General features: G+C 71.9%; 17 protein-coding genes. 7 read left to right on the forward strand and 10 right to left on the reverse strand.

Annotated features, from left to right (window positions below; all coding sequences use genetic code 11):
- Positions 1 to 12: 12 nt before the first annotated feature.
- The 4 genes from ACIBAF_RS14970 to ACIBAF_RS14985 are packed head-to-tail and all read right to left on the reverse strand — an operon-like array spanning position 13 to position 4,397.
- Positions 13 to 657, reverse strand: coding sequence for a GTP-binding protein (locus ACIBAF_RS14970; protein ID WP_399463621.1), 645 nt, complete (start codon positions 655 to 657; stop codon positions 13 to 15).
- The gene (locus tag ACIBAF_RS14975) at positions 638 to 1,108 is read right to left on the reverse strand and encodes a DUF742 domain-containing protein (RefSeq protein ID WP_399463623.1); all 471 of its coding nucleotides are present in this window, start codon (positions 1,106 to 1,108) and stop codon (positions 638 to 640) included. The genes ACIBAF_RS14970 and ACIBAF_RS14975 overlap by 20 nt, the downstream gene beginning before the upstream one ends.
- The gene (locus tag ACIBAF_RS14980; RefSeq protein WP_399463624.1) at positions 1,105 to 1,608 is read right to left on the reverse strand and encodes a roadblock/LC7 domain-containing protein; all 504 of its coding nucleotides are present in this window, start codon (positions 1,606 to 1,608) and stop codon (positions 1,105 to 1,107) included. Before ACIBAF_RS14980 ends, ACIBAF_RS14975 begins: the two co-directional genes overlap by 4 nt.
- Positions 1,605 to 4,397 (reverse strand): nitrate- and nitrite sensing domain-containing protein, encoded by a 2,793-nt coding sequence (locus ACIBAF_RS14985; protein ID WP_399463625.1) that lies wholly within the window; start codon positions 4,395 to 4,397, stop codon positions 1,605 to 1,607. Before ACIBAF_RS14985 ends, ACIBAF_RS14980 begins: the two co-directional genes overlap by 4 nt.
- A gap of 368 nt (positions 4,398 to 4,765) precedes the next feature.
- On the opposite strand from ACIBAF_RS14985, the gene ACIBAF_RS14990 reads away from it, so the two are divergent.
- On the forward strand, positions 4,766 to 5,557 hold the full coding sequence (locus ACIBAF_RS14990; protein WP_399463626.1) for a hypothetical protein: 792 nt from the start codon (positions 4,766 to 4,768) through the stop codon (positions 5,555 to 5,557).
- A gap of 106 nt (positions 5,558 to 5,663) precedes the next feature.
- Here the strand turns inward: ACIBAF_RS14990 and ACIBAF_RS14995 are convergent, their stop codons facing one another.
- Complete coding sequence (locus tag ACIBAF_RS14995) at positions 5,664 to 6,104, reverse strand: MarR family winged helix-turn-helix transcriptional regulator (protein ID WP_399463806.1); 441 nt, start codon at positions 6,102 to 6,104, stop codon at positions 5,664 to 5,666.
- A 249-nt stretch (positions 6,105 to 6,353) separates the two neighbouring features.
- Positions 6,354 to 8,768, reverse strand: a complete 2,415-nt coding sequence (gene lon, locus ACIBAF_RS15000) for an endopeptidase La (RefSeq protein ID WP_399463627.1) — start codon at positions 8,766 to 8,768, stop codon at positions 6,354 to 6,356.
- 179 nt (positions 8,769 to 8,947) lie between these two features.
- Here lon and ACIBAF_RS15005 point away from each other — a divergent pair, with 179 nt between their 5' ends.
- Positions 8,948 to 9,613 carry a GNAT family N-acetyltransferase gene (locus ACIBAF_RS15005; protein ID WP_399463628.1) on the forward strand — a complete coding sequence of 222 codons (666 nt, stop codon included), beginning with the start codon at positions 8,948 to 8,950 and terminating at the stop codon, positions 9,611 to 9,613.
- Between the two features lie 131 nt (positions 9,614 to 9,744).
- Complete coding sequence (locus ACIBAF_RS15010) at positions 9,745 to 10,764, forward strand: DUF5954 family protein (protein ID WP_399463629.1); 1,020 nt, start codon at positions 9,745 to 9,747, stop codon at positions 10,762 to 10,764.
- A 24-nt stretch (positions 10,765 to 10,788) separates the two neighbouring features.
- On the opposite strand, the gene ACIBAF_RS15015 is transcribed toward ACIBAF_RS15010, so the two are convergent.
- A complete protein-coding gene (locus tag ACIBAF_RS15015) occupies positions 10,789 to 11,544 on the reverse strand; it encodes a rhomboid-like protein (RefSeq protein ID WP_399463630.1) in 756 nt (251 codons plus the stop codon).
- A 241-nt stretch (positions 11,545 to 11,785) separates the two neighbouring features.
- Between ACIBAF_RS15015 and ACIBAF_RS15020 the strand changes: the two genes are divergently transcribed.
- From ACIBAF_RS15020 to ACIBAF_RS15035, 4 genes are all read left to right on the forward strand, one after another.
- Positions 11,786 to 12,484, forward strand: coding sequence for a spermidine synthase (locus tag ACIBAF_RS15020; RefSeq protein ID WP_399463631.1), 699 nt, complete (start codon positions 11,786 to 11,788; stop codon positions 12,482 to 12,484).
- Between the two features lie 122 nt (positions 12,485 to 12,606).
- Positions 12,607 to 13,347 carry a response regulator transcription factor gene (locus tag ACIBAF_RS15025; RefSeq protein ID WP_399463632.1) on the forward strand — a complete coding sequence of 247 codons (741 nt, stop codon included), beginning with the start codon at positions 12,607 to 12,609 and terminating at the stop codon, positions 13,345 to 13,347.
- Positions 13,344 to 14,444 (forward strand): ATP-binding protein, encoded by a 1,101-nt coding sequence (locus ACIBAF_RS15030; protein ID WP_334577317.1) that lies wholly within the window; start codon positions 13,344 to 13,346, stop codon positions 14,442 to 14,444. The genes ACIBAF_RS15025 and ACIBAF_RS15030 overlap by 4 nt, the downstream gene beginning before the upstream one ends.
- Before the next feature lie 317 nt (positions 14,445 to 14,761).
- Entirely contained in the window at positions 14,762 to 18,553 is a 3,792-nt protein-coding gene (locus tag ACIBAF_RS15035) for a multifunctional oxoglutarate decarboxylase/oxoglutarate dehydrogenase thiamine pyrophosphate-binding subunit/dihydrolipoyllysine-residue succinyltransferase subunit (RefSeq protein WP_399463633.1), read from the forward strand.
- A 100-nt stretch (positions 18,554 to 18,653) separates the two neighbouring features.
- Here ACIBAF_RS15035 and fxsT read toward each other — a convergent pair whose 3' ends face one another.
- The 3 genes from fxsT to ACIBAF_RS15050 form a co-directional block, all read right to left on the reverse strand.
- Positions 18,654 to 21,695: an FxSxx-COOH system tetratricopeptide repeat protein gene (gene fxsT, locus ACIBAF_RS15040; protein ID WP_399463634.1), complete on the reverse strand. Its 3,042-nt coding sequence runs from the start codon at positions 21,693 to 21,695 to the stop codon at positions 18,654 to 18,656.
- 130 nt (positions 21,696 to 21,825) lie between these two features.
- The gene (locus tag ACIBAF_RS15045) at positions 21,826 to 23,352 is read right to left on the reverse strand and encodes an aKG-HExxH-type peptide beta-hydroxylase (protein WP_399463635.1); all 1,527 of its coding nucleotides are present in this window, start codon (positions 23,350 to 23,352) and stop codon (positions 21,826 to 21,828) included.
- Entirely contained in the window at positions 23,349 to 24,464 is a 1,116-nt protein-coding gene (locus ACIBAF_RS15050) for an FxsB family cyclophane-forming radical SAM/SPASM peptide maturase (RefSeq protein ID WP_399463807.1), read from the reverse strand. Before ACIBAF_RS15050 ends, ACIBAF_RS15045 begins: the two co-directional genes overlap by 4 nt.
- Between the last annotated feature and the right edge of the window lie 81 nt (positions 24,465 to 24,545).

Raw genomic sequence — 24,545 nt, forward strand, 5'->3', positions numbered from 1 at the left:
CCTTGAAGGGCCTTACTCGGGGGTTTCGTCGAGCGCGTGGCCCACCAGGGCCAGCAGAGTCTCGATCACCGAGATCCGGCGCCGCGCGTCCATGATCATGACAGGTATGTGCGCGGGGATCGTCAGCGCCTCCCGCACGTCGTCCGGCTCGAACAGCTCGCTGCCGTCGAAGTGGTTGACGGCGACGATGTACGGCAGTCCGCAGCTCTCGAAGTAGTCCAGTGCGGGGAAGCAGTCCTTCAGGCGGCGGGTGTCGGCCAGGACGACGGCGCCGATCGCGCCGCGCACCAGGTCGTCCCACATGAACCAGAACCGCTGCTGGCCCGGCGTGCCGAACAGGTAGAGCACCAGGTCGTCGTCGAGCGTGAGACGGCCGTAGTCCATGGCGACCGTGGTGGTGGTCTTCTCCGGGGTGCCGGTGAGGTCGTCGGTCTCCTCGCTGGCCTCGGTCATCAGCGCCTCCGTCTGGAGGGGCTCGATCTCCGAGACGGTGCCGACGAGGGTGGTCTTGCCGACGCCGAAGCCGCCCGCCACCACGATCTTGGTGGCTATGGGGGCTCGGGTGCGGTCCGTCTGCCAGGGTTGCAACGTCTCGTCGGGCTCGGGCTCGACGAACGGGGAGACGCCACGAGCGGCGTCAGAGACGACGGAGTCCACTCAGCACCCTTTCCAGCAGAGCGCGGTCGGGACGGCCCGTACCGTGAGCGGTACCGGTGCCGTACACACGGATCTTTCCCTGGTCCGCGAGGTCGCTGAGGAGCACCCGGACCACGCCGAGCGGCATCTTCAGCAGCGCGGCGATCTCGGCCACCGTGCGCATACGGCGGCACAGTTCGACGATGGCCCGCAGTTCCGGCATGACCGTCGACTTGAGGGAACCTCCCCCGCTGCCAATAGCGCGGGCGGTGCCCCCGGTCAGCTCCTTACGCTCCTCGGGCGCTTCGAGGGCCGCTGTGCTCGATACGAACGTCTCCACCAGCAGGACGTGTCCGAAGCGGGTGCGACCGCCGGTGAGCGAGTAGGGGCGCACGCGGGCCGGCTTGCGGTCGCCGCCGCGGACGGGGAGTCGCTGCCTGGCCGGCTGCGGCTGCTGCGGGGCGGCGCTCATCGGACGATCCCCGTCGTCGTGGACTCCAGGGACTGTCGTAGCTCGCTGCGGAGTTCCGGGGTCAGGACGTGGCCGGCGCGGCCCACGAAGAGCGCCATGTGGTACGCCACCACGCTCATGTCGCAGTCCGCGGATCCGTGCACGCCGAGCAGCGAGCCGTCGCTGATCGACATGACGAAGAGGCTGCCCTCGTCCATCGCCACCATGGTGTGCTTGACCCCGCCGAAGGCGATGAGCTTGGCGGCGCCGACGGTGAGGCTGCCGATGCCGGAGACGATGGTGGCGAGGTCGGCGGCGGAGCCGCGTGGGCCGGAGGGTTTGATCTCGCGGGACTGGCGTGCCTCGTCGTTGCGGCCTGGGTCCGAGGAGAGCAGGAGCAGGCCGTCGGAGGAGACGACGGCGACGGACTGGATGCCGGGCACTTCCTCCACGAGGTTGGTCAACAGCCAGTGCAGGTTTCGGGCTTCACTGCTCAGTCCGAAGGTACTGGGCGCGGTCAACTGCTTGCCTCCTCGACTGTGCCCCCCGTGTCTTCTTCGGCGTGTGCGTGTGCTTCTTGAGCTCTTTGCGGTGCGTGCGGCGCCGGAACTGTGTTCTGGCCCGTGCGTTCTGCCATTTCCGCTTCCACGTCGCGGTAGCCGGCCTCCGCACCCCTGCGGAAGCCGCCCAGACGGCGGCGGAGGGCGTCCGCGTCGACGGAGCCGGTCCGCTGACGCGGGGTGTGTGCGGGTGTCGTGATCTTGGGGGTGCGCTTGGGCAGGCCCTTGTCGGTGAGGACGTCCTCCGGGGGGCGCGTGTGTTCCGCCTCGGCTTCGCCATCGGCCGGCTGGTTCCCGCTCGCGCCACCCGTGCCGCTTTCGTTGTCGGGTGCGGGTGGCCCCTGTGGAAGGTCCTGTGGGGGGTCCTCGCCGTCGGCGGCCGCGGGTTCGGGGGCCGCACCGGTCTGCTCCCCCGCCGTTTCCCCCTGGGGGGACGGCAGCAGCAGTTCCATCGTCGTCTCGGCCGGGGTCTCGGCCGGGGCGTCGGCCGGGGCGTCGGCCGGGGTCTCCGACCTGCGTACCGCCTGTTCCGCCAGGGCGACCAGGGGATCCGGCTGCTTCGAACGGCCGGGCAGGACGTTGGAGTTGGCCTCCGCGTCCGCACCGGGAAGAGTGAACGCCTGGGCGGTGGCGGAGGCGGGGGCCGTCGACGGGATCGCGGCGGCGGGGGCGGTGGCGAGGAGCGGGGCCGGCAGGACGACGACGGCCGCCACCCCGCCCTGCTTCTGCTCGCGCAACCGCACCCGCACCCCGTGCCGGTGGGCGAGCCGGGCCACCACGTACAGACCGAGGCCGAGGCCGTCCTCGCCCTCCTGGTCGTACGGCGTCTCCGGGTCGAACTCGGCGAGGCGGGCGTTGAGACGCTCCAGGCGGTCACCCGTGATCCCGATGCCCTCGTCCTGGACGGAGAGCATGACGTCGCCGTTCTCCAGGAGCCAGCCGGAGACCTCGACGGGCAGGTCGGGCGGGGAGAACGAGGTGGCGTTCTCCATGAGTTCGGCCAGGAGGTGGGAGAGGTCGTCGGCGGCGAAGCCCGCCACGTGGGCGTGCGGGGGCAGCGCCGAGATGCGGACCCGCTCGTAGCGCTCGATCTCGCTGACCGCCGCGCGTACCACGTCCACCAGCGGGATCGCGCCCGCGTGCTGCTGGACGTGTTCGGTGCCGGCCAGGACCAGCAGGTTCTCGCTGTGGCGGCGCATGACCGTGGCGAAGTGGTCGAGCTTGAAGAGGGTGGCCAGGCGGTCGGGGTCCTGTTCGCGCTCCTCCAGGCCCTCGATGACGGCGAGTTGGCGCTCCACGAGGCCGAGCGTGCGCAGGGCGAGGTTGACGAAGGTGCCGCTGATGCTGTCGCGCAGGCCGTCCAGCTTGGCCGCGGAGTCGGCGAGTTCGGCGCGCAGTTCCTCGCGGGCGTCGGCCATCCGTTGGCGCTGGCCGACGAGGTGCTTGCGGTCGGACTCCAGGGTGGCGACGCGCTCGTGGACGGCCACGGCGTGCTCGTGCAGCGCGTTGACGGAGCGGACGACCTGGGCGAACTCGTCGTTGCGGCCGGTGAACGCGACGGGTTCCTCGGCCGCGGGGTTCTCGGCCTCGGCCAGCCGCGCCGATCCCCGGCGCAGCACGGACAGCGGGCGGGTGAGGCTGCGGGCCAGGCCCGTGGCGACGACGACCGCCAGCAGCATCAGGGCCCCGAGGAGGGTGACGCGCAGCTCCAGGTCGGTGACGTCGTCGTCCCGGAGCTGGGCGAGGTCCTCGGTGCGGTGGTTGTACAGGGCGGACTCGACGCCGCGCATCAGGTCGACGCGGGCGGAGAGCGCTGCGTCCAGCTTCTTGACGCTGGTGTCGAGTTCGTTGCCGCTCAGCGTCGGCTGGTCGGTGAGGGAGGCGAGGTAGGTCTCGGCCGTGTCGACGTCGCCGCCGGTGACGGTGGAGTCGTAGGAGGACACCGCCTCCTGGGGCGCGCCCTCCCGGAAGTCGGCGAGGGCCGCGTCGGAGCGCAGCCGGGCCTGCTGCGCGGCGGCGGTGAGGGCGTCGCGCTGCTTGGTGTCGGCCTCGGTGGAGACCTTCTCGGTGGTCGTCCGGCCGGTGACGGGGTCGTACTCGGTCTCGTCGGTGGTCGGCACGTTGAGTGCCGCGAGGAGCAGTCCCCGGGCCGCGGAGGCCTGCTGGACGGCCGTGTCGAGCTCGGCGAGGGCGTACGCGCCGGAGCCGGCTCGGGGCGGCATCTGCTCGGCCAGCCGGTCGACGAGGACGTGGAGCGCGGCGACGGCCTCGGAGTACGCCTGGTGCGCCTGCGGCGCCGTGCTCTTGCCGGTGAGGGCCGACTGCCGTACGGACGGGACGGCGGCGAGGGCCTTGCGCAGCGCTTCGGAGACGTCCGTCTCGGCGGTCAGCTCGCGGGCCTGCCGGTCGACGCGGGCGCTGCCCTGCGCGGAGGGCGCCTTGGACTTGGCGCGGCCGGCCGCGACATAGGCGGTGACCTCGTCGCGTTCGTCCGCCAGGGACTGGGCGAGGGCGATGGCGTCCTGGGTCTGTTCGGCGAGGGTGACCAGGTCCTGGGAGTCCTTCAGCTGCCCGGAGGCGGCGAGGATCGAGGGGGCGCCGGCCCCGGCGACGGCGGCGGCCACCACGGCCACCGCGACGATCAGCCGGTTGCGTACGTGGGTGGGGCGGCCCTTGCCGACAGGGGTGCGCTCCGCGCCCCCCTCGGAGGCCGTCTGCCTGCCTGTACGCCGAGGCCGCGTCTTCTGCACCGGTGCTCGCATTCCTGACTCGTGCTCCATGGGCCGGATGTGACGCCCCGTCAACTGGTGCGTACGTCCGGTACGGTTCCCGACCCTCCCAGTGCCGGTGGGCAGGGGTCGCGCATCGGTTGCCCCGCCACCCGAAGGAGTGAACATCGGAGGGGAGTTGGCGGGCAAGTTCCTCTGGCGCGTGCAGCGACCTTGCCCGGCAGGCCGGTTGGACGTGGGCGGCGGGCTTTGACAGTATTCGCCGCCACGCCTTCCCGGAGTGCTTCATTCCCGCCCAAAGCAGGCGTCTGACCTGCGGCGGTACGGCTGTTCGGCGTGCGATGCCAGCCTTTTGCGAAGGCTGTGAAGGGGTCGTGCAGACTGGCCGAATGCGTACGGAACTTGTGTCGGAGGCCGGCGATCGCGCCCGCCCCAACGAGGACTTCGCGAGTATCGGACTTTCCGCCTCCGGACAGGGCGGTTCGCTCGTCCTCCTGGACGGAGTGACGCCGCCGCCGGGCGGCGCGGGCTGTCTGCATTCGGTCCCCTGGTTCACCGCGCGATTGGGCGGCGCGCTGACCGAACTGACCGTTTCACTCCCGGATGTCCCGCTGGCCGAGGCGCTCGCCCTCGCCATCGCACGTACCGCTGGGGCCCATTCCGAAACCTGTGACCTTTCTCACCCACGCACCCCACAGGCCACAGTGGCCCTGGCGCGCTGGTCGCCGGAGACGGTCGAGTGCCTGGTCCTGTGTGACGCGACGCTGCTGCTGGCGTCCCCGGACGGCGCGGTGACCGCCGTCCAGGACGACCGGCTGGCGCGGCTGCCGCGCACGCTGCTGAGCAGCGCCGAGGTCGTCGACGGCACGCTGCGCAACAAGGAGGGCGGGTTCTTCACGGCCGCGGCCGATCCCTCGGTGGCCGCCCGCGCGGTGACCGTGGCCGTGCCGCGCGCCGAGGTGCACGCCCTGGCCGCGCTGTCGGACGGGGCTGCCCAGTGGACGGAGCTCTTCCACCAGGGCGACTGGCCGGAGCTGTTCGCCCTCGTCCGCAAGGAGGGGGCGGGGGCGCTGGTGGAGCGGGTCCGGGAGCTGGAGCGGGCGGACGACGGCGCCGGGCGGGCCTTCCTGGGCCGGGCGAAGACGCACGACGACGCGACGGTGGTGCGCGTGGACCTCTAAGGCGTGGGAGGCGTGGGAGGCGTGGGAGGCCTGGCAGGCGTGGGAGGCGTGGGAGGCGTGGGAGTTCTCGTGAGCCGTCTACGGCCGCCGGTTCACTTCCGCCGGTTCACTTCTCCATGCCCCGGTTCAGCTGGTTCAGCAGGCGGGCCAGTTCGCCGACCTCTCGGCGGTCCCAGTCGGAGAAGTGGCTGACGTACCGCTCGCGGCGGGCGTCGCGGACCCGCCGGACCCGGGTGCGGCCTTCCTCGGTGAGGTCGACCAGCCAGGCGCGGCCGTCCGCCGGGTCGGGCTCGCGGGCGATCAGGCCGAGCTGCTCCAGGGCGCGCAGCTGGCGGGACATGGTGGCCTTGCCGACGCCGATGTAGGCGGCGAGCTCCGTGGCGCGCTGGCGGCCGCACTCCTCCAGCCGGACGAGGAGCCCGTAGGCGGCGGACTCCAGGTCCGGGTGGACCTCGCGGGCCATCTCGCCCTGGTTGGATCGGGCGCGGCGCAGCAGCACCGTGAGCTCCCGCTCCAGGGACAGGAACTCGCGGTCGTCCCGCTCCACGCCGCGCGACGACGCGTCGCCGCCCGTATCCCCGTGGTCCTGGTGATTCCGGTGGTCCTGGTGATCCCCGTGGTCCTCGTGGTCCTCGTGCACGTCAGCACCCCTGATGTTCGCCGGTCGCTGCCTTCGGTGCAGCTCTTAAGTATTTCGCAGGCACAGGCCAGGGGCGGTTCCCAGGCCCGCTTCAGGCACGGCGAAGGCCCGGGTCTCCCTCACGGAACCCGGGCCTCGCCTTTCCCGCAGCGTCCGTCACGCCGCCACGGGAACCTCCGGCGTCGCGCCGTTCGTGGCGGGCGCGAGCGCCAGTTCCAGGACCTGTCGGACGTCCGTGACGGCGTGGACGTCGAGCTTGTCCAGCACCTCCGCGGGGACGTCGTCCAGGTCGGGCTCGTTGCGCTTGGGGATGATCACGGTGGTGACCCCGGCCCGGTGCGCGGCCAGCAGCTTCTGCTTCACGCCGCCGATGGGCAGGACCCGGCCGGTCAGGGAGACCTCGCCGGTCATCGCCACGTCGGTGCGCACGAGCCGGCCGGACAGCAGGGACGCGAGGGCCGTCGTCATGGTGACGCCGGCGCTCGGGCCGTCCTTCGGGACCGCGCCCGCCGGGAAGTGGATGTGCACGCCCCGGTCCTTCAGGTCGCCGACCGGCAGCTCCAGCTCTGCTCCGTGGCTGCGCAGGAAGCTGAGCGCGATCTGCGCCGACTCCTTCATCACGTCGCCGAGCTGACCGGTCAGGGTCAGGCCCGCCGCGCCCGTCTCCGGGTCGGCCAGCGAGGCCTCGACGTACAGGACGTCGCCGCCCGCGCCGGTGACCGCGAGGCCGGTGGCGACGCCGGGCACGGCGGTCCGGCGCTCGGCCGGGTCCTGGGCGGACTCGGGCACGTGGTGCGGCCGGCCGATCAGGGCGCGCAGCTCCTCGTCGGTGACGGTGAACGGCAGCTTCCGCTCGCCCAGTTCGTGCTGGGCCGCGACCTTGCGCAGCAGTCGGGCGATGGACCGCTCCAGGGTGCGCACGCCCGCCTCGCGGGTGTACTCGCCGGCGAGCTTGCGCAGCGCGCTCTCGTCGAGGGTGACCTCGTCCTTGTCCAGGCCCGCCCGCTCCAGCTGGCGCGGGAGCAGGTGGTCGCGGGCGATGACGACCTTCTCGTCCTCGGTGTAGCCGTCGAGGCGGACCAGCTCCATGCGGTCGAGCAAGGCCTCCGGGATGGCTTCGAGCACGTTGGCGGTGGCGAGGAAGACCACGTCGGACAGGTCGAGCTCGACCTCCAGGTAGTGGTCGCGGAAGGTGTGGTTCTGCGCCGGGTCGAGGACCTCCAGCAGGGCGGCCGCCGGGTCGCCCCGGAAGTCGGAGCCGACCTTGTCGATCTCGTCGAGGAGCACCACCGGGTTCATCGACCCGGCCTCCTTGATCGCCCGCACGATCCGGCCGGGCAGCGCGCCGACGTAGGTGCGGCGGTGGCCGCGGATCTCGGCCTCGTCGCGGACGCCGCCGAGGGCGACGCGGACGAACTTGCGACCCATGGCGTGCGCGACGCTCTCGCCCAAACTGGTCTTTCCGACACCTGGCGGCCCTACGAGCGCGAGCACGGCGCCGCCGCGGCGTCCGCCGACGACGCCGAGGCCGCGCTCGCCGCGCCGCTTGCGCACCGCCAGGTACTCGGTGATCCGCTCCTTCACGTCCTGAAGGCCGGCGTGTTCGGCGTCCAGGACCGACTGGGCGCCCTGGATGTCGTAGCGGTCCTCGGTCCGTTCGTTCCACGGGAGTTCGAGGACGGTGTCCAGCCAGGTGCGGATCCACGAGCCCTCGGGCGACTGGTCGCTGGAGCGCTCCAGCTTGTCGACCTCCTTGAGGGCGGCCTCGCGGACCTTCTCGGGCAGGTCGGCGGCCTCGACGCGGGCGCGGTAGTCGTCGGACTCCTCGCCCTCCTGCTCGCCGTTGAGCTCGCGCAGTTCCTTGCGGACGGCTTCGAGCTGGCGGCGGAGCAGGAACTCGCGCTGCTGCTTGTCGACGCCCTCCTGGACGTCCTTGGCGATCGTCTCGGCCACGTCCTGCTCGGCGAGGTGGTCGCGCAGTTGCGAGGTGGCGAGCTTCAGACGGGCCACCGGGTCGGCGGTCTCCAGGAGCTCGACCTTCTGTTCGGTGGTCAGGAACGGCGAGTAGCCGGAGTTGTCGGCGAGCGCGGAGACGTCGTCGATGGCCTGGACGCGGTCGACGACCTGCCAGGCGCCGCGCTTGCGCAGCCAGGCGGTGGCGAGCGCCTTGTACTCCTTGACGAGGTCGGCGACGTGGCCGGGCAGCGGGTCGGGGACGTTCTGGTCGACGCGGGCCCCCTCGACCCACAGGGCGGCGCCCGGTCCGGTGGTGCCGGCGCCGATCCGCACCCGCCCCCGGCCGCGGATCAGCGCGCCCGGGTCGCCGTCGGCCAGCCGGCCGACCTGCTCGATCGTGCCGAGCACACCCGTGCTCGCGTAGGTCCCCTCGATGCGCGGCACCAGGAGTACCTGAGGCTTGCCAGGCGTTGAACGGGCGGCGGCCTGGGCGGCCTCCACGGCGGCGCGCACGTCGGTGTCGTTGAGGTCCAGCGGAACCACCATGCCGGGGAGCACGACCTCGTCGTCGAGGGGCAGCACGGGCAGGGTGAGCGGTGTGGACGTCGAAGCCATGATCTCCCCTTAGGCAGTCAAGTTGAGCTATGCCGACTCAATGCACGGGCCGCTTCGAATGTTCCCCGGGATGTCGCCCGTTCGCTGTGGGCGATCACGACTGTCGGCGCGCGGGGCTGTGTGCCTATCGTCATCGAGTAATAGACGAAGGGCTTGAGCAGGCCTTACGGGAGGGCGTTGTGGAGCGGATCGTGCGGGCCTGGGTGGACGGCTGGGTCGTGTCACGGGGGGCCGCGCCGCCGGTGGACGAGCCGTGGGGCTGCACCGTCGACGTGGGCACGGGGACCCATCACGTCACCCGGCACGTCCTCGGCGCGACGAACGACGGCGTCGAGGAGGCGGACGTCCGCAAGGCGGCGGGCGCGGTGACCGGGGCCGGGGTGTGGCTGAAGGCGTTCGCGGACCCGGCGGTCGTCGGGGGCTGGGTGGGGCCGGGGTGGTGGGTCGATCCCGAGCCCGGCTTCCTGATGACGGCCGCGCTCGCGGACGTCCCGCCCGGCCCGGTCCCCGACGGACACCGGCAGCGCACCTGGTCGATCGGCGGGGTGACCCGCACCATGATCGCCGCCCCGGACGGTTCCCTGGCCGCGCGCGGTCAGATCGCCCCGACCGGTGCGACGGCGGTCTTCGACCAGATCGAGACGTCCCCCGCGCACCGCCGCCGCGGCCTCGGCGCCCTCGTCATGCGCACGCTCCAGCGCGCGGCGGTCGACCAGGGCGCCCGGACCGGCGTGCTGGGCGCGACACCGGAGGGGCGGGCGCTGTACGAGTCGCTGGGGTGGCGCGTCGAATCGCTGTTGACCAGCGCGAAGTTCACCGGGGACACGGGGGACGCACAGGGGTGACGTCCGGCGGCCACAGGGGCGCACCCTTCGACCCTGCACGACCGGGCACGCCCCTTACGCCCCCTCCCCGTACCCCGTCCACTTCCGGCATTCACCCCGAAGCATCCCTTCGCGCCGACCACAATGCGCTTATGACCGATGACTGGAAGCGACGTCTCGACGCCCTCCACGCGGAGCTGGTCCGCCGTGACGACCCCGTCGCCTGGGTGACGGAGGCGGACGCCGTCGAGGCCTCCCGGCGTTATCCGCACATCGCGCTGCGCGGGCCCGTCTTCGGCATCGCCGTGCAGGACCCGGCCGCCGCGGAGCCGGGCTGGCGGCTGCTGAAACCGGTGGTGGACAGCATGCCCCAGCAGGCCCGCGACGGGCTGAACTCGCACCTGTGGTTCAAGGCGAAGGACGGCGCCGACGATCCGGCCGTCCGACGCGAGCTGCTGGCGGCCGTGGCCCTGCTGGAACGGGCCCCGGCCGACGAGGTGGAGGCCCTGGGCGTGCGCTACCGGGTGGTGCGCGGCGACGAGTTCGCCCGGACCGGCGACGACGGCCTGGAGCCGCCCCGGCCCACCGACCTCGAACCCGCCGCGCCCTCCTGGGAGGACCAGGGCGCCGGCCCCTCGCCGGACGTGGGCTACGTCCTGGACCCCGGCCGGGACGAGGGCCCGATGGCGGGCGCGCTGCGGCTGGGCCTGCGCGACTTCACGTACACGGGCGCCCAGTTCCCCGCCGACGTGCGCGCGGACTCGGAGCGGGCGATCAGGACGCACCCGGACGTGGTCCGGCTGCCCGTCGGCTTCTCGGTCGCCGAACGCGACGACTCGGGCTGGACCCCGTGCGGCTCCCTGTCGGCGACCCCGCACGAGGCGCGCCGCACGCTGTACGAGGGGATGGCCCGCGTGTGGGCGATGCTCTACCGCTTCGACGAGCGGAAGAAGACCCTGTACGCGCGGGCCGCGGAGGCCTTCCGGGCCGCCGGCCGCGCCGACGAGGCACGCGTGGAGGGCCGTCTGTTCCGGATCTGCCGCGTCGAGCGGATGATCCGCCTGGGCCCGGACGGCCCCGAGCCGCCCCGCCCGTCGGACGCCGACGAGTACGGCCCCATGAAACTCCACCCGACCCTGCACGAGGACGGCACGGTCAAGTACGACGACTGACGACAGGGACGGGCGGCGGGCGGTTCACGCGGTTCGCACGGCCGCCACGGGCAGGTGCGGGCGGGTGGCCCAGCGGCGGACCCACGGCCATGTCCCCACCCCTATCGCCAGGGCGATCAGGTGGCCCCAGTTCGTCATCGGGTCGGTGAAGGCGATCAGGTCCTGCAGGAGCATCCCGCCGAACGCGGCGAGCAGGGGCCAGCGCAGCCAGGGCCTGAGCAGTCCCGCCAGCGCGCCGACGCTCGCGGCGACGCCGAAGCTGATGCCGTAGTCGAGGCGGTGCAGCGAGCTGTCGGGCAGCCGGCCCCCGAGCACGGCCAGGCCCACCGGGACCTCGGTGGCGAGGGTGGCCAGGACATGCCCGAGCAGGAAGACGACGGCCGTGCGCACACCCCCTATGCGCCGCTCCAGAGCGGTGAGGACGACCAGGAAGCCGAGCGTGAACGGCGAGGCGAAGCCGCCCGCCACCCACAGCGCGCTGGCCACCAGCACCAGCACCGGCGTCTGCCACAGGTGCGCCACATCGGTGCTGGAGCCCTGCTGCAGGGTGCTCACCAGGGAGGGGTCGGCGTGCGCGGCGAAGAACGAGGTGACGGCGAGGACGGCGGCGTACGCGAGGGTGAAGGGGACGGGGACCCGGAGCCGGGGGCGAGGACCGGGGCAGGGGCTCGCCTCGGTCGGCGGCGCGACGGTCCGGGGGGCGCGCTGGCCCGGGATGCCGTCCAGCAGCCCGGACACGTCGGGCAGGGACGGGCTCGTGACCGGTGCCGTGCTGTCCACCTGACGCGCTCCTTCCGTTTCAGCCCACCCTTCGCGGCGCCCCCGCCCGCTGTCTGTGACCGACGCCACGCCTGGGCCGATTCACAGAAACCTCTGAGGGTTCTCTCGGCTGTTTCTCATCCGCTCGCAGCCCGCACCGAACCTGCTCGGATCTTCTTTGGCCGAACTCTCGTACGTCAGCCCCACCCGGCACGCTCACCATTCCCTCAACAAACCGCCAGGAAGGTGCCAGGATGGGCCGATGCCCATCCCGTACGACATCCCCGACGCACCCGAAGTCCTGGACCGTCGCGAGGGCCCCTACGGCGAGGTCGTCCTGCGCAGGCACGGGGAGTTGCTCCAGATCATCGCCAACGGCTGCTTCCTGATGGACACATCGGACGGCCGCTCGGAGCGACTGCTGGTCGACGCCGCGCTGGCCGCGCTCAACCCCCGCCCCGACGACGGCCCTGCGCCCCGGCTGCTCCTCGGCGGCCTGGGCGTCGGCTTCTCCCTGGCGCACGCCGCCGCCGATCCGCGCTGGGGCGGCGTCACGGTCGTGGAGCGCGAACGCGCCGTCATCGACTGGCACCTCGACGGCCCGCTGGCCGCCGTCTCCGGGCCGGCGCTCGCCGATCCCCGGACGGAGATCGTCGAAACGGATCTGCTCGACTACGTCAATGAGACATGCGACACGTTCGACGCGGTATGTCTCGACATCGACAACGGGCCCGGCTGGACCGTCACCGAGGGCAACGACAGCCTGTACTCCGCGACCGGACTCGCAGGCTGCGCACGGGTGTTGAGACCTGGTGGAGTGCTCGCGGTGTGGTCCGCCCGACCCGATCCGGAATTCGAGGGAACCATGGGGAATGCCGGGTTCCAACAGGTGCGTACCGAAGAGATCCCGGTTGCCCGAGGCGTGCCGGACGTCGTGCATCTCGCCGTCCGGCCTGGATAGCAAAGGCGAGGTGACTCCGGGTACGTTGCATCCCTGACGCCGATCATTTACGCGTCAACCGCAGTCATGCGCAGAAAAGGGATCACCCCACTGGTCCCGGAAAGCACACTCAGGGGCGGGCGATGGAGCAGACACACACCTCGCACAACGGCACGACGACGGCGACTCCGGGAGCGCAGCGGCGCGTCCTGGTGGTCGAGGACGACCCGACGATCGTCGACGCCATCGCGGCCCGCCTGCGCGCCGAGGGATTCCTCGTGCAAACGGCGGGCGACGGCCCCGCGGCCGTCGACACGGCAGAGGCCTGGCAGCCCGACCTGCTGATCCTCGACATCATGCTGCCCGGCTTCGACGGTCTGGAAGTCTGCCGTCGTGTGCAGGCGTCCCGTCCGGTGCCGGTGATGATGCTCACCGCGCGCGACGACGAGACCGACATGCTGGTCGGGCTCGGCGTGGGCGCCGACGACTACATGACCAAGCCGTTCTCGATGCGGGAACTGGCGGCACGCGTGCACGTGCTGCTGCGCCGGGTGGAGCGCGCCGCGATCGCGGCGACGACGCCCCGCAGCGGGATCCTGCGGCTCGGCGAGCTGGAGATCGACCACGCGCAGCGCCGGGTGCGGGTCCGCTCGGAGGACGTGCACCTCACGCCCACCGAGTTCGACCTGCTGGTGTGCCTGGCGAACACCCCGCGCGCGGTGCTCTCCCGTGAGCAGCTCCTCGCCGAGGTCTGGGACTGGGCGGACGCCTCCGGCACCCGCACGGTCGACAGCCACATCAAGGCGCTGCGCCGGAAGATCGGCGCCGAGCGGATCCGCACGGTGCACGGCGTGGGCTACGCGTTGGAGACCCCGACGCCATGAGCTCCGGGCCGGACGGACCGAGAAGCCCCGCCCCCGGGTCGGGGGAGCCCTGGGGCGGCGTACGCCCGTTCTCGATCAAGACGAAGCTGGGTGCGCTGGTCGTCATCTCGGTGCTGATCACCACCGGGCTGTCGATGATCGCGGTGCACACCAAGACGGAGCTGCGCTTCATCACGGTCTTCTCGATGATCGCCACACTGTTGATCACGCAGTTCGTGGCGCATTCGCTCACCGCGCCGCTGGACGAGATGAACACGGTGGCCCGGTCGATCTCGCACGGCGACTACACCCGCCGGGTCCGCGAGAACCGCCGTGACGAGCTGGGCGACCTGGCTCAGACGATCAACGTCATGGCGGACGAGCTGGAGGCGCAGGACCGCCAGCGCAAGGAGCTGGTGGCGAACGTCTCGCACGAGCTGCGCACGCCCATCGCGGGCCTGCGCGCCGTTCTGGAGAACGTGGTCGACGGCATCGCCGAGGCCGACACCGAGACGATGCGCACGGCCCTGAAGCAGACGGAGCGGCTCGGGCGGCTGGTGGAGACCCTGCTGGACCTGTCCCGCCTCGACAACGGCGTCGTCCCGCTGCGCAAACGGCGCTTCGAGGTGTGGCCGTACCTGTCCGGGGTGCTGAAGGAGGCCAACATGGTCGCCTCGGCGCGCGCCACGATGGGCTCGGGCGGCAACCACACGCGCACGGACGTCCATCTGCACCTGGACGTCACCCCGCCGGAGCTGACCGCGCACGCCGACCCGGAGCGCATCCACCAGGTCGTCGCCAACCTGATCGACAACGCGGTCAAGCACAGCCCGCCGCACGGACGGGTGACGGTGAAGGCGCGGCGCGGCCCGCTGCCGGAGTCGCTGGAGCTGGAGGTCCTCGACGAGGGCCCCGGCATTCCGCGCTCCGAGTGGCGCCGCGTCTTCGAGCGGTTCAACCGCGGAGCCGTCCGCCGGCCGCACGGCCCGGGCAGCGACGGCGGTACGGGACTGGGGCTCGCGATCGCCCGCTGGGCGGTCGATCTCCACGGCGGCCGGATCGGAGTGGCCGAATCCGAGCGGGGTTGCCGGATTCTTGTCACTCTTCCGGGAGAGTAATCCGCCCCAAGTTGACGTAAAGTTCGAAGCGGAGCCACAAGATCCATCGGCGTTCGCGCAGTCGGACACGTGTGATCAGGCAGCGGACCGCCGCAGGTCGGCACAGGTCCCGCACGCTCGGCGTGCGCGACCGGCAGCAACACACCCATGTGACGCGCAACCGCGCTTGTTTCCCGCCATTTCCACCCCCGAAACACACTTTCCGATGTGACTTACACGACGATGGACCGGCCCGGCCTGACCTTCCCCCTCTCGGGGGCGTAGCCTTTATTCCCGCTGTCCATCACCTTGTGAAGCGGAAGAGGGCGGTTGCCGCCGTGTCGCCACAGTCCCCCAGTAACGCATCGAGCATCTCGACCGACGCAGACCAAGCGGGCAAGAATCCCGCGGCCGCGTTCGGACCGAACGAGTGGCTCGTCGACGAGATCTATCAGCAGTACCTCCAGGACCCGAATTCGGTAGACCGTGCCTGGTGGGACTTCTTCGCCGACTACAAGCCGGGGGCCGCCGCGCCCTCGGCTCCGGCGGGTACTGCGGCCGCGGGGGCCGCAGCGACCACCTCCACGCCCCCGGCGCCCGCCGCCCCGGCCGCTCCGGCTCCGGCGGCCCCCGCCGCTCCCGTGCCGGCCCCGGCCGCCGCCCCGAAGCCCGCGGCCGCCGCCCCGGCTCCGGCGAAGGCGGCCCCCGCTGCCAAGCCGGCCGCCGCCGTGAAGGCCGCGCCCGCGACCGAGGCGCCTGCGGGCCCGGAGTTCGTGACGCTGCGCGGCCCGTCCGCCGCGGTCGCCAAGAACATGAACGCCTCGCTGGAGCTGCCCACGGCCACGTCCGTGCGCGCGGTCCCGGTGAAGCTGCTGTTCGACAACCGCATCGTCATCAACAACCACCTCAAGCGCGCCCGGGGCGGGAAGATCTCCTTCACGCACCTGATCGGCTTCGCGATGGTGCAGGCCATCAAGGCCATGCCGTCGATGAACTGGCACTACGCGGAGAAGGACGGGAAGCCCACCCTCGTCAAGCCGCCGCACGTCAACTTCGGCCTGGCCATCGACCTGGTGAAGCCCAACGGCGACCGCCAGCTCGTCGTCGCCGGCATCAAGAAGGCCGAGACGCTGAACTTCTTCGAGTTCTGGCAGGCCTACGAGGACATCGTCCGCCGCGCCCGCGACGGCAAGCTGACGATGGACGACTTCACCGGCGTCACGGTCTCCCTGACCAACCCCGGCGGCCTCGGCACCGTCCACTCCGTGCCGCGTCTGATGCCCGGCCAGTCGGTCATCATGGGCGTCGGCTCCATGGACTACCCGGCGGAGTTCCAGGGCACCTCCCAGGACACCCTGAACAAGCTCGGCATCGCGAAGGTCATGACGCTCACGTCGACCTACGACCACCGGGTCATCCAGGGCGCCGCCTCCGGCGAGTTCCTGCGGATCGTCGCGAACTACCTGCTCGGCGAGAACGGCTTCTACGACGAGATCTTCGAGGCGCTGCGCATCCCCTACGAGCCGGTCCGCTGGCTCAAGGACATCGACGCCAGCCACGACGACGACGTCACCAAGGCCGCCCGGGTCTTCGAGCTGATCCACTCCTACCGGGTCCGCGGCCACGTCATGGCCGACACCGACCCGCTGGAGTACCGCCAGCGCAAGCACCCCGACCTGGACATCACCGAGCACGGCCTCACCCTGTGGGACCTGGAGCGCGAGTTCGCCGTCGGCGGCTTCTCCGGCAAGTCCCTGATGAAGCTGCGCGACATCCTCGGCGTGCTGCGCGACTCGTACTGCCGCACCACCGGCATCGAGTTCATGCACATCCAGGACCCGAAGCAGCGCCGCTGGATCCAGGACCGCATCGAGCGCCCGCACACCAAGCCGGAGCGCGAGGAGCAGCTGCGCATCCTGCGCCGCCTGAACGCCGCCGAGGCCTTCGAGACGTTCCTGCAGACCAAGTACGTCGGCCAGAAGCGCTTCTCCCTGGAGGGCGGCGAGTCCGTCATCCCGCTGCTGGACGCGGTGCTGGACAGCGCGGCCGAGTCGCGGCTCGACGAGGTCGTCATCGGCATGGCCCACCGCGGCCGCCTGAACGTGCTGGCGAACATCGTCGGCAAGTCGTACGCGCAGATCTTCCGCGAGTTCGAGGGCAACCTCGACCCGAAGTCGATGCACGGCTCCGGCGACGTGAAGTACCACCTGGGCGCCGAGGGGACCTTCACGGGCCTGGACGGCGAGCAGATCAAGGTGTCGCTGGCCGCGAACCCGTCCCACCTGGAGACGGTCGACCCGATCATCGAGGGCATCAGCCGCGCCAAGCAGGACATCATCAACAAGGGCGGCACGGACTTCACCGTCCTGCCGGTCGCCCTGCACGGCGACGCGGCCTTCGCGGGCCAGGGCGTGGTGGCCGAGACCCTGAACATGTCGCAGCTGCGCGGTTACCGCACCGGCGGCACGGTCCACATCGTCATCAACAACCAGGTCGGCTTCACCGCCGCCCCGGAGTCCTCGCGCTCGTCGATGTACGCCACGGACGTGGCCCGCATGATCGAGGCCCCGATCTTCCACGTGAACGGCGACGACCCGGAGGCCGTGGTCCGCGTCGCGCGGCTCGCCTTCGAGTTCCGCCAGGCGTTCAACAAGGACGTGGTGATCGACCTCATCTGCTACCGCCGCCGCGGTCACAACGAGTCGGACAACCCGGCCTTCACCCAGCCGCTGATGTACGACCTGATCGACAAGAAGCGCTCGGTGCGCAAGCTGTACACCGAGTCCCTCATCGGTCGCGGCGACATCACCCTGGAAGAGGCCGAGCAGGCGCTGCAGGACTACCAGGGCCAGCTGGAGAAGGTCTTCACGGAGGTCCGCGAGGCCACCGCGCAGCCCGCCGCCGGCGACGTCCACGAGCCGCAGGACAACTTCCCCGTCGCGGTGAACACCGCCGTCTCCGCGGAGGTCGTCAAGCGCATCGCCGAGTCCCAGGTCAACATCCCCGACTACTTCCACGTCCACCCGCGTCTGCTGCCGCAGCTGCAGCGCCGGGCGTCGATGGTCGAGGACGGCACGATCGACTGGGGCATGGGCGAGACCCTCGCGGTCGGCTCCCTCCTGCTGGAGGGCACCCCGGTCCGGCTCTCCGGCCAGGACTCCCAGCGCGGCACGTTCGGCCAGCGCCACGCGGTCCTCATCGACCGTGAGACGGGCGAGGAGCACACCCCGCTCCAGTACCTCAACGAGGACCAGGCCCGCTACAACGTCTACAACTCCCTGCTGTCCGAGTACGCGGTCATGGGCTTCGAGTACGGCTACTCGCTGGCCCGCCCCGACGCGCTCGTGATGTGGGAGGCGCAGTTCGGCGACTTCGTCAACGGCGCGCAGACGGTGGTCGACGAGTACATCTCGGCAGCCGAGCAGAAGTGGGGCCAGACGAGCGGCGTCACGCTCCTGCTCCCCCACGGCTACGAGGGCCAGGGCCCGGACCACTCCTCGGCCCGTGTCGAGCGGTTCCTGCAGCTCTGCGCCCAGAACAACATGACGGTGGCGATGCCCACGCTCCCGTCGAACTACTTCCACCTCCTGCGGTGGCAGGTGCACAACCCGCACCACAAGCCGCTGGTCGTCTTCACCCCGAAGTCGATGCTGCGTCTGAAGGCCGCCGCGTCGAAGGCGGAGGAGTTCACGAGCGGTCAGTTCCGCCCGGTCATCGGCGACACGACGGTCACCGACCCGGCGGCCGTGAAGAAGGTCGTCTTCTGCGCCGGCAAGGTCTACTACGACCTGGACGCCGAGCGTCAGAAGCGCGGCCTCACGGACACGGCGATCATCCGCCTCGAGCGGCTGTACCCGCTGCCCGGCGCGGAGGTCCAGGCGGAGGTCAACAAGTACCCGAACGCCGAGAAGTACCTGTGGACCCAGGAGGAGCCGGCCAACCAGGGCGCGTGGCCGTTCATCGCCCTGAACCTGATCGACCACCTGGACCTCGCGGTCGGCGCGGACGTGCCGCACGGCGAGCGCCTGCGCCGCATCTCGCGCCCGCACGGCTCGTCGCCGGCCGTGGGCTCGGCGAAGCGCCACCAGGCCGAGCAGGAGCAGCTGGTCCGTGAGGTGTTCGAGGCGTAGTCCTCATCCGCACGAGGCGAAGGGCCCGCCCCCGAGGTTTCGGGGGCGGGCCCTTCGGCTTGCCCGGCGTGCGGGGCGAGCGGCCGCTGCGCGCGGAGCCTCAGATCACCTGGGGCTCGAAGTCCCAGTAGGGGCGGTTGCGGGAGCGGGCCGAGACGGTGTGCGGGTGCTTGCTGCCCAGCGTGGAGTCGAAGTCGGAGAGGGCCTCCTGCTCGACCTTCTCCGCCTGCCGCCGGTCCCGCAGACCGCGCAGGTCCGCCGCGTACGCGACCCGCGCCGACAGGGTCAGCGGGTGGGTGCGGCCGAGCGCCTCGATGGCCCGGGTCACCGTCTCCCGGCTGAGGTCGGCGGCGCTCTCGGGGTCGCCGACGAGGTTGCGCAGGGCGGCGGCGTTCAGGGCGCAGCCCAGCGTCCAGGGGTGGTTCTCCCCCACCGCCTCGGTCATCGACGCCATCGCCTGCTCCAGCAGGACGTGACCGGCGTCCCGCTCGCCGACGTTGCGCAGGATCAGCGCCTGGTTGGCGCGGGCGCCGGCGACGAACGGGTGCGCCTCGTCGAGCATCACCTCGTAGCGCGCGACGACGGCCTCGCTGAGTTCGCGGGCCTGGTCGATGTCGCCGTGCTCGCGGGCGTAGCAGCTCTGGGCCGTCGCGAAGATCAGGGTCAGGGGATGCGTCTCGCCCAGGACCCGCTCGCCGCGCTCCAGCACGCTGGACAGCAGCTCGCCGGGCTCCTCGCGTTCCCCGGCGCGGTCGCGGCCGCGATCGCGTTCGCCGAGCCGGTAGCGGCACAGCGCCAGGTTGTGCTCGGCGCTGAGGGTCTGGGGGTTGTCGCGGCCCATGACGAGACGGCTCTCGCGCACGTTCTTCGCCTGCATCGACTCCGCCTCGGCGTAGCGGCCGAGGAGCCGCAGGTCGATGGCGTAGTAGATCTCGGAGCTGAGCGTCCACGGGTGGCGGGCCCGCAGCAGCACGCGCCGGGACTCCAGGGTCTGCCGGTCGATGTCCAGGGCTTCCTGGTAGCGGCCGAGCAGGCGCAGGGAGACGGCCAGGTTGTTCAGCGAGTTGAGGCTGCGCGAGTCCTGCTCGCCGAGCAGGTCCCGGTATCCCACCAGGACCCACTGGGAGAGTTCCAGCGCCTCGTCGTAGCGGCCGAGGCCGCGCAGGTCGGCGGCAAGGCCGGCCGCGGCCCGCAGGTGCTCCAGGTCCTGGGGGCCGCGCTCGGCCTTGAGGTGCTCGGAGGCGGCGCGGCTGAGGGACTCGGTCCTGGCGTAGTCGCCGACTGCGCGCAGCAGGTTGGTGTAGTGGTAGGTCAGCTCCCAGATCCTGGGGTGGGTCGGGCCGAGCAGCTCGCGCCAGGCCGCCATCGCGCGTTCGCCGAGCTTGATGCCGGCGTTGTACTCGCCGGAGAAGTACATGTAGCGCAGGCAGTTGAAGACCAGCCGCTGGACGCCCGGGTCCTCGGTCTGCAGCACGTCCGCGTACTTCAGGTGGGGCACGATCTGGGCGTATCCGGGCCACAGTTCGGGGTCGGTGGGCCGCCGTGGGTCGGCGGCGGCGAGGGCCTGCCGTACGACGTCGATGAACTCGTTGCGGTCCGCGTCCGGCATGTCCTTGCGGACGATCTGGTGCACCATGCGGTGCAGGTACAGCGACTCCCCGGAGGCCGCCGCCTCGTCGCCGACCGCTTCGTGGGACTCCAGGCGGACCACCGAGTACTGGCGGAGCTGGTTGATCGCCTTGTTCCACAGCAGCGGGTCGTTGAGGAGCCCGGCGAGCTGCTCGGGCAGTTCGTCGCTGGACATCTCGCGCAGCAGGCGGATGGGGATGAAGCCGGGGGCGAAGAAGGTGCACAGCCGTAGCAGGTCGACCGACTCGGGGACCGTCTCGCGGAGTTTGTTCAGCAGTATCGACCAGGCGGTCTGGAAGGCGAGCGGGAAGTCCGCGGACACCTTCACCACGTCGTTGTCGATGCCGCCGTCCAGCAGGGCGATGTACTGCCGGACCGACAGGTCGGAGTCGTTGAGCCAGCCGGCGGTCTGGTCGAGGAGCAGCGGCAGGTCCTCCAGCGCCTCCGCGAGCTGGTCGGCCTCCACCTCGGACAGCCGTGGCGCGCGGCGCCGGATGAACGCCACCGACTCGTCGCGGGCGTAGACGGGCACCTCCAGCAGTTTGCTGTTGTGCTCGGTCCATTCGGGGTTGCGGGAGGTGATGATGACGTGGCCGGGGCCGGTCGGCACGAGGTCCCAGATCTGGTCGGGTTCGTCCGCTCCGTCGAGGATCAGCAGCCATCGTCCGTACGGTTCGCCGCGCCGCAGCGAGTCGCGTACGGCACGCAGCCGTTCGCCGTACTCCTGGCCGGTCTGCAGGCCGAGTTTCGGGGCGAGTTCGGCCAGCAGCCGTCGGTAGGTGACGCGTTTCTCCGCGTTGACCCACCACACGACGTCGTACTCGGAGCCGAACCGGTACACGTACTCGGCGGCCATCTGGGTCTTGCCCACCCCGGACATGCCGTGGAACGTGACCACGCCCGCGCCGGGCTCCGCGCCGCGCAGCACGTGGTAGGCGTCGTTGAGCAGCGACTCGCGGCCGGTGAAGCGGGTGTTGCGGCGGGGCACCCCGCCCCAGACCTCGGGCATCGCCGAAGGGAACCGGGGGCCGCGGCGGGTGACGTCGGCGGTCTCGGGCAGCGGGTCGGTCGGCAGGTCGAGCCGGTCGAGCAGCCGGCGCTCGGCCTCCTCGGCGCCCATGTTGGTCAGGTCGACGGGTGCGAGGACCGCGGTCGCCGACGGCACGGAGGCGGAGGTGACCGAGACGGCGGCGAACCGGGCGGCGTCGGGGGCGACGACCTCGCGCAGCGCGGTGTTCCACTCCTCCTGGGTGCGGGGACCGAGTTGGAAGTACCACTCGCTGACGACGATGAGGATGCGGCCCTCGGCGAGTTCCAGGTCGCGCAGCAGATCCACGAGGGGGACCTCCGCGGGGGAGTCCCAGCGCAGGTAGACGACCCGCAGGCCGCGCCGTTCCAGTCGGTCTCCGATCCAGGCCGCCCAGGCTCGGTTGAAGCCGGCGAAGTGGATCGTGACCGTCTGCCTCGCGGCCCCTCTCCCGGTTGCCCCGACCGGCGTACGAGCTCCAGACATGCAACGGCCTCCAGCGCGTAGTACCAAAATCCTAGGACCTCGGCGCATCGTGCGTAAGTGTGCCGACCTGTCGGACGCGCGCCTCGGCTGGAAGATCTTCGCGCACCGGACCGCTCCGCGCAGGCCATCCTCATTCTTTCGGGCGTGGCAAGGCGGGAGCATGACGTTGCGTCCACAGAGCGCGCGCCGCCTTCACATATGCCTGCGCGCGCGCCGTGTGGGCGCGGGGAGCCGGATGCTCGGCCATGCGTTCGAAGGTGGCGGCCATCTCGTCGACGAACCGGCGTCCTCGTACGGTGAGGTCGGGCGATCCGACCAGCGCAGGGAGGGCGGCTCCGACCTGTGCGCGGTAGCGGGCGTGGCGGGACCAGGCGTACTCGCGGTCGGCCGCGGACGCGTTGAGCGCCCGCTGTTGGAAGTAGTGCGCCACGGCGAGGTGGGCGTAAGCCCCTTGCAGCAGAGCGTCGTACGGGCGGGGGTCCGTTTTCCAGGGGGCGAAGTACCGTGGCTCGGCGGTCGCGTGATGAAGCGTCACGAGACTTCCGAGCGAGGCGAGTTGAGCGTGGTGCAGTTCGTGCACGAGTGTCTCGGCCAGGGCCGGGGCGTCCTGCGGGGTGCTGGCCAGCAGGGCGCCGAAGGCCTCACGCCGGGTCGCGCTGCACGAGTCCCGCCCGTCGGCGCCCGCGCCGGGCGGCCGCTCCAGCGGAACCAGGCAGCGCAGCAGCGCCACCGCCTGGGCCACCCGGTGCTCGCCGCCGGTGCGCAGCGCGGCGGCCGTGCCCGACCAGGCCTGGAGCCACCGCTTGCGCTCCGCGTCGTCGAGCGTCGCCGGTCCGCAGAACGAGCGGTGCCGGGGGCCGGGCGGCGCACGGTAGGGGTCGAGGTCTTCCAGGGGCATGGGGGCGCCGGCGGGCGGCAGCCCGGGCAGCGCGTGCAGCGGCGTCCAGGCCAGCGCCCCGGACCAGGCCCCGACCCCGCTCTCCAACTGCACCACGACGTCCGGGGCGTCGGCCTGGCGCAGCGTCAGGCGGCCGTGGGCGTGCGTGACGTCGACGGGTGCATCGCCGGAGGCGGCGGTGTGCAGCGCGCCGAGCGAGGGCAGAGCCAGCAGCCCGGCGCGTGCGGTCAGCCGCACGGTGAAGGGAATCCCCGCACGGGCGGCGGCAGCGGCGGCCATCGCGCTGAAGTGGGCCAGGTCCTGCCGGAGCCCGCGCATCCCTCGCTCGTCCGGACGCCCGCCCCGGTCGTCGAGCCCCCGCAGACAGCCCAGGGCCAAGGGCCCGGTCAGCGGATGGAAGAGCAACGCCCTCGCCGGCGAGAGCACGGCGCCGGGTGGAGGGATGTCGGGGGAGGCCGGCGGCGGAGGGTGCGGGGCGGGGCCGTGTCCCGGTCCGGCGCAGGCGTACGCCCGGGTGGGTGCGGCCGGCCCGGGCGGGCGGTCGGCCGCTGCGAGCAGCGCCCAGTCCTCCTTCAGCCGGGTCTTCAGCTCCGGCGGGCACAGGGCGGGGTCGGCCGCGTCGGCCGCGTCGAGCACGGCGCGCAGCAGGAGCAGCCGTCGGGTGTCCTGGTCCCGGGTCAGGAGGGCCAGGGTGCCGGGACCGGCCTCGGTGCGGCCGAGTTCCACGAGGGCCCGGTCGGGGACCGTCTGCCGTGTCACGGCGCGTTCCCTTCCCGGCCGGCCGTCGCCGGGGCGGCCCCGTGCGCGGCGAGCCTCGCGGCGACGTGGCGGATCAGACGCTGGAGGTCGGCGCAGTACACGGAGGGGTTGCGGAAACCGTGACCCGCCCGGTAGCGGTGGGCGTACTGGCCGCCTCCGCAGACGGTCAGCAGGGGGCAGGCCCGGCACTGGTCGGAGAGGGCCGCGGCGCCCGCCTGCCGGGCCGCGACCGCCGGATGGCGCAGGGCCTCGTCGAAGGGGTGCCGCAGGACGTGCAGACCGGTCCGCGCGGCGCCGTCGTACGCGGACTTCAGTGAGTCCACCTGCTCGATCGATCCGTCGGTCTCCACCACGACGGCGTCGAAGGGGGCGAGCCCCAGGGACTCGGTGGCCGAGGGCAGGCCCAGCAGCAGCGCGACGCACTCCTCGAAGAGGCGCACCCGGGTCTCCCGTCGGCCGGCCGCCCACCAGCGGTCGAAGACGGCGCAGAGCCACTCTCCGTGCCGGCCGCCCGCCCAGTGGGGCGGCGGGGCGGACCAGTTGCCGTGCGGCAGCAGGAAGTCCAGCGCGGGCGGCCGCAGGGCGAGCAGGGACTCGTAGGTCTCGACCGGGTCCAGCGTGACGTCGACGACGGTGAGGACGCCGAGGTACGCCCGGGGGGCCTGTTCGGCCACCAGCAGGGCCCCGCGCGAGGCGGCGGGCCAGGACGGCCGGCCGGCGTGGTCGACGCGGCGCGCGTTGTGCGCGGCGAGGCCGCCGTCGAGGCTGACGCCGATGCGGATGCCGGCCTCGGCCAGGACGGCCAGCCGTCGCGGGTTCAGCAGGGTGGCGTTGGTCTGGACGACGGCGTGGACCGTGCAGTCGGCCGGCACACGTTCGCGGACCAGCGCGGTGAAGCGGGCCAGCGTTTCGGCGCCCGCGAGCAGGGGTTCTCCGCCGTGCAGGACGAGCGAGACGTCCGTGAGGCCGTGGGCGCGGGCGTGTTCGGCGATCCGGTTCGCGGTGCTGTCGAGGATCTCGGGGGCGACGGTCGCGGGACGGGAGCGCCAGGTGCGGTCGGGGCCCTCGTAGACGTAGCAGTAGGTGCAGGCGAGGTTGCAGCGGCTGTGCATCTTCACGATGAACTGCCGGAAGGCATGTCCAGACGTTCCAGACACTCCAGCACCCCCATGCCGTAGGGCCGCGCTCCTGCG

Source organism: Streptomyces sp. NPDC051677 (genome assembly GCF_044453465.1).
Lineage (GTDB): Bacteria > Actinomycetota > Actinomycetes > Streptomycetales > Streptomycetaceae > Streptomyces.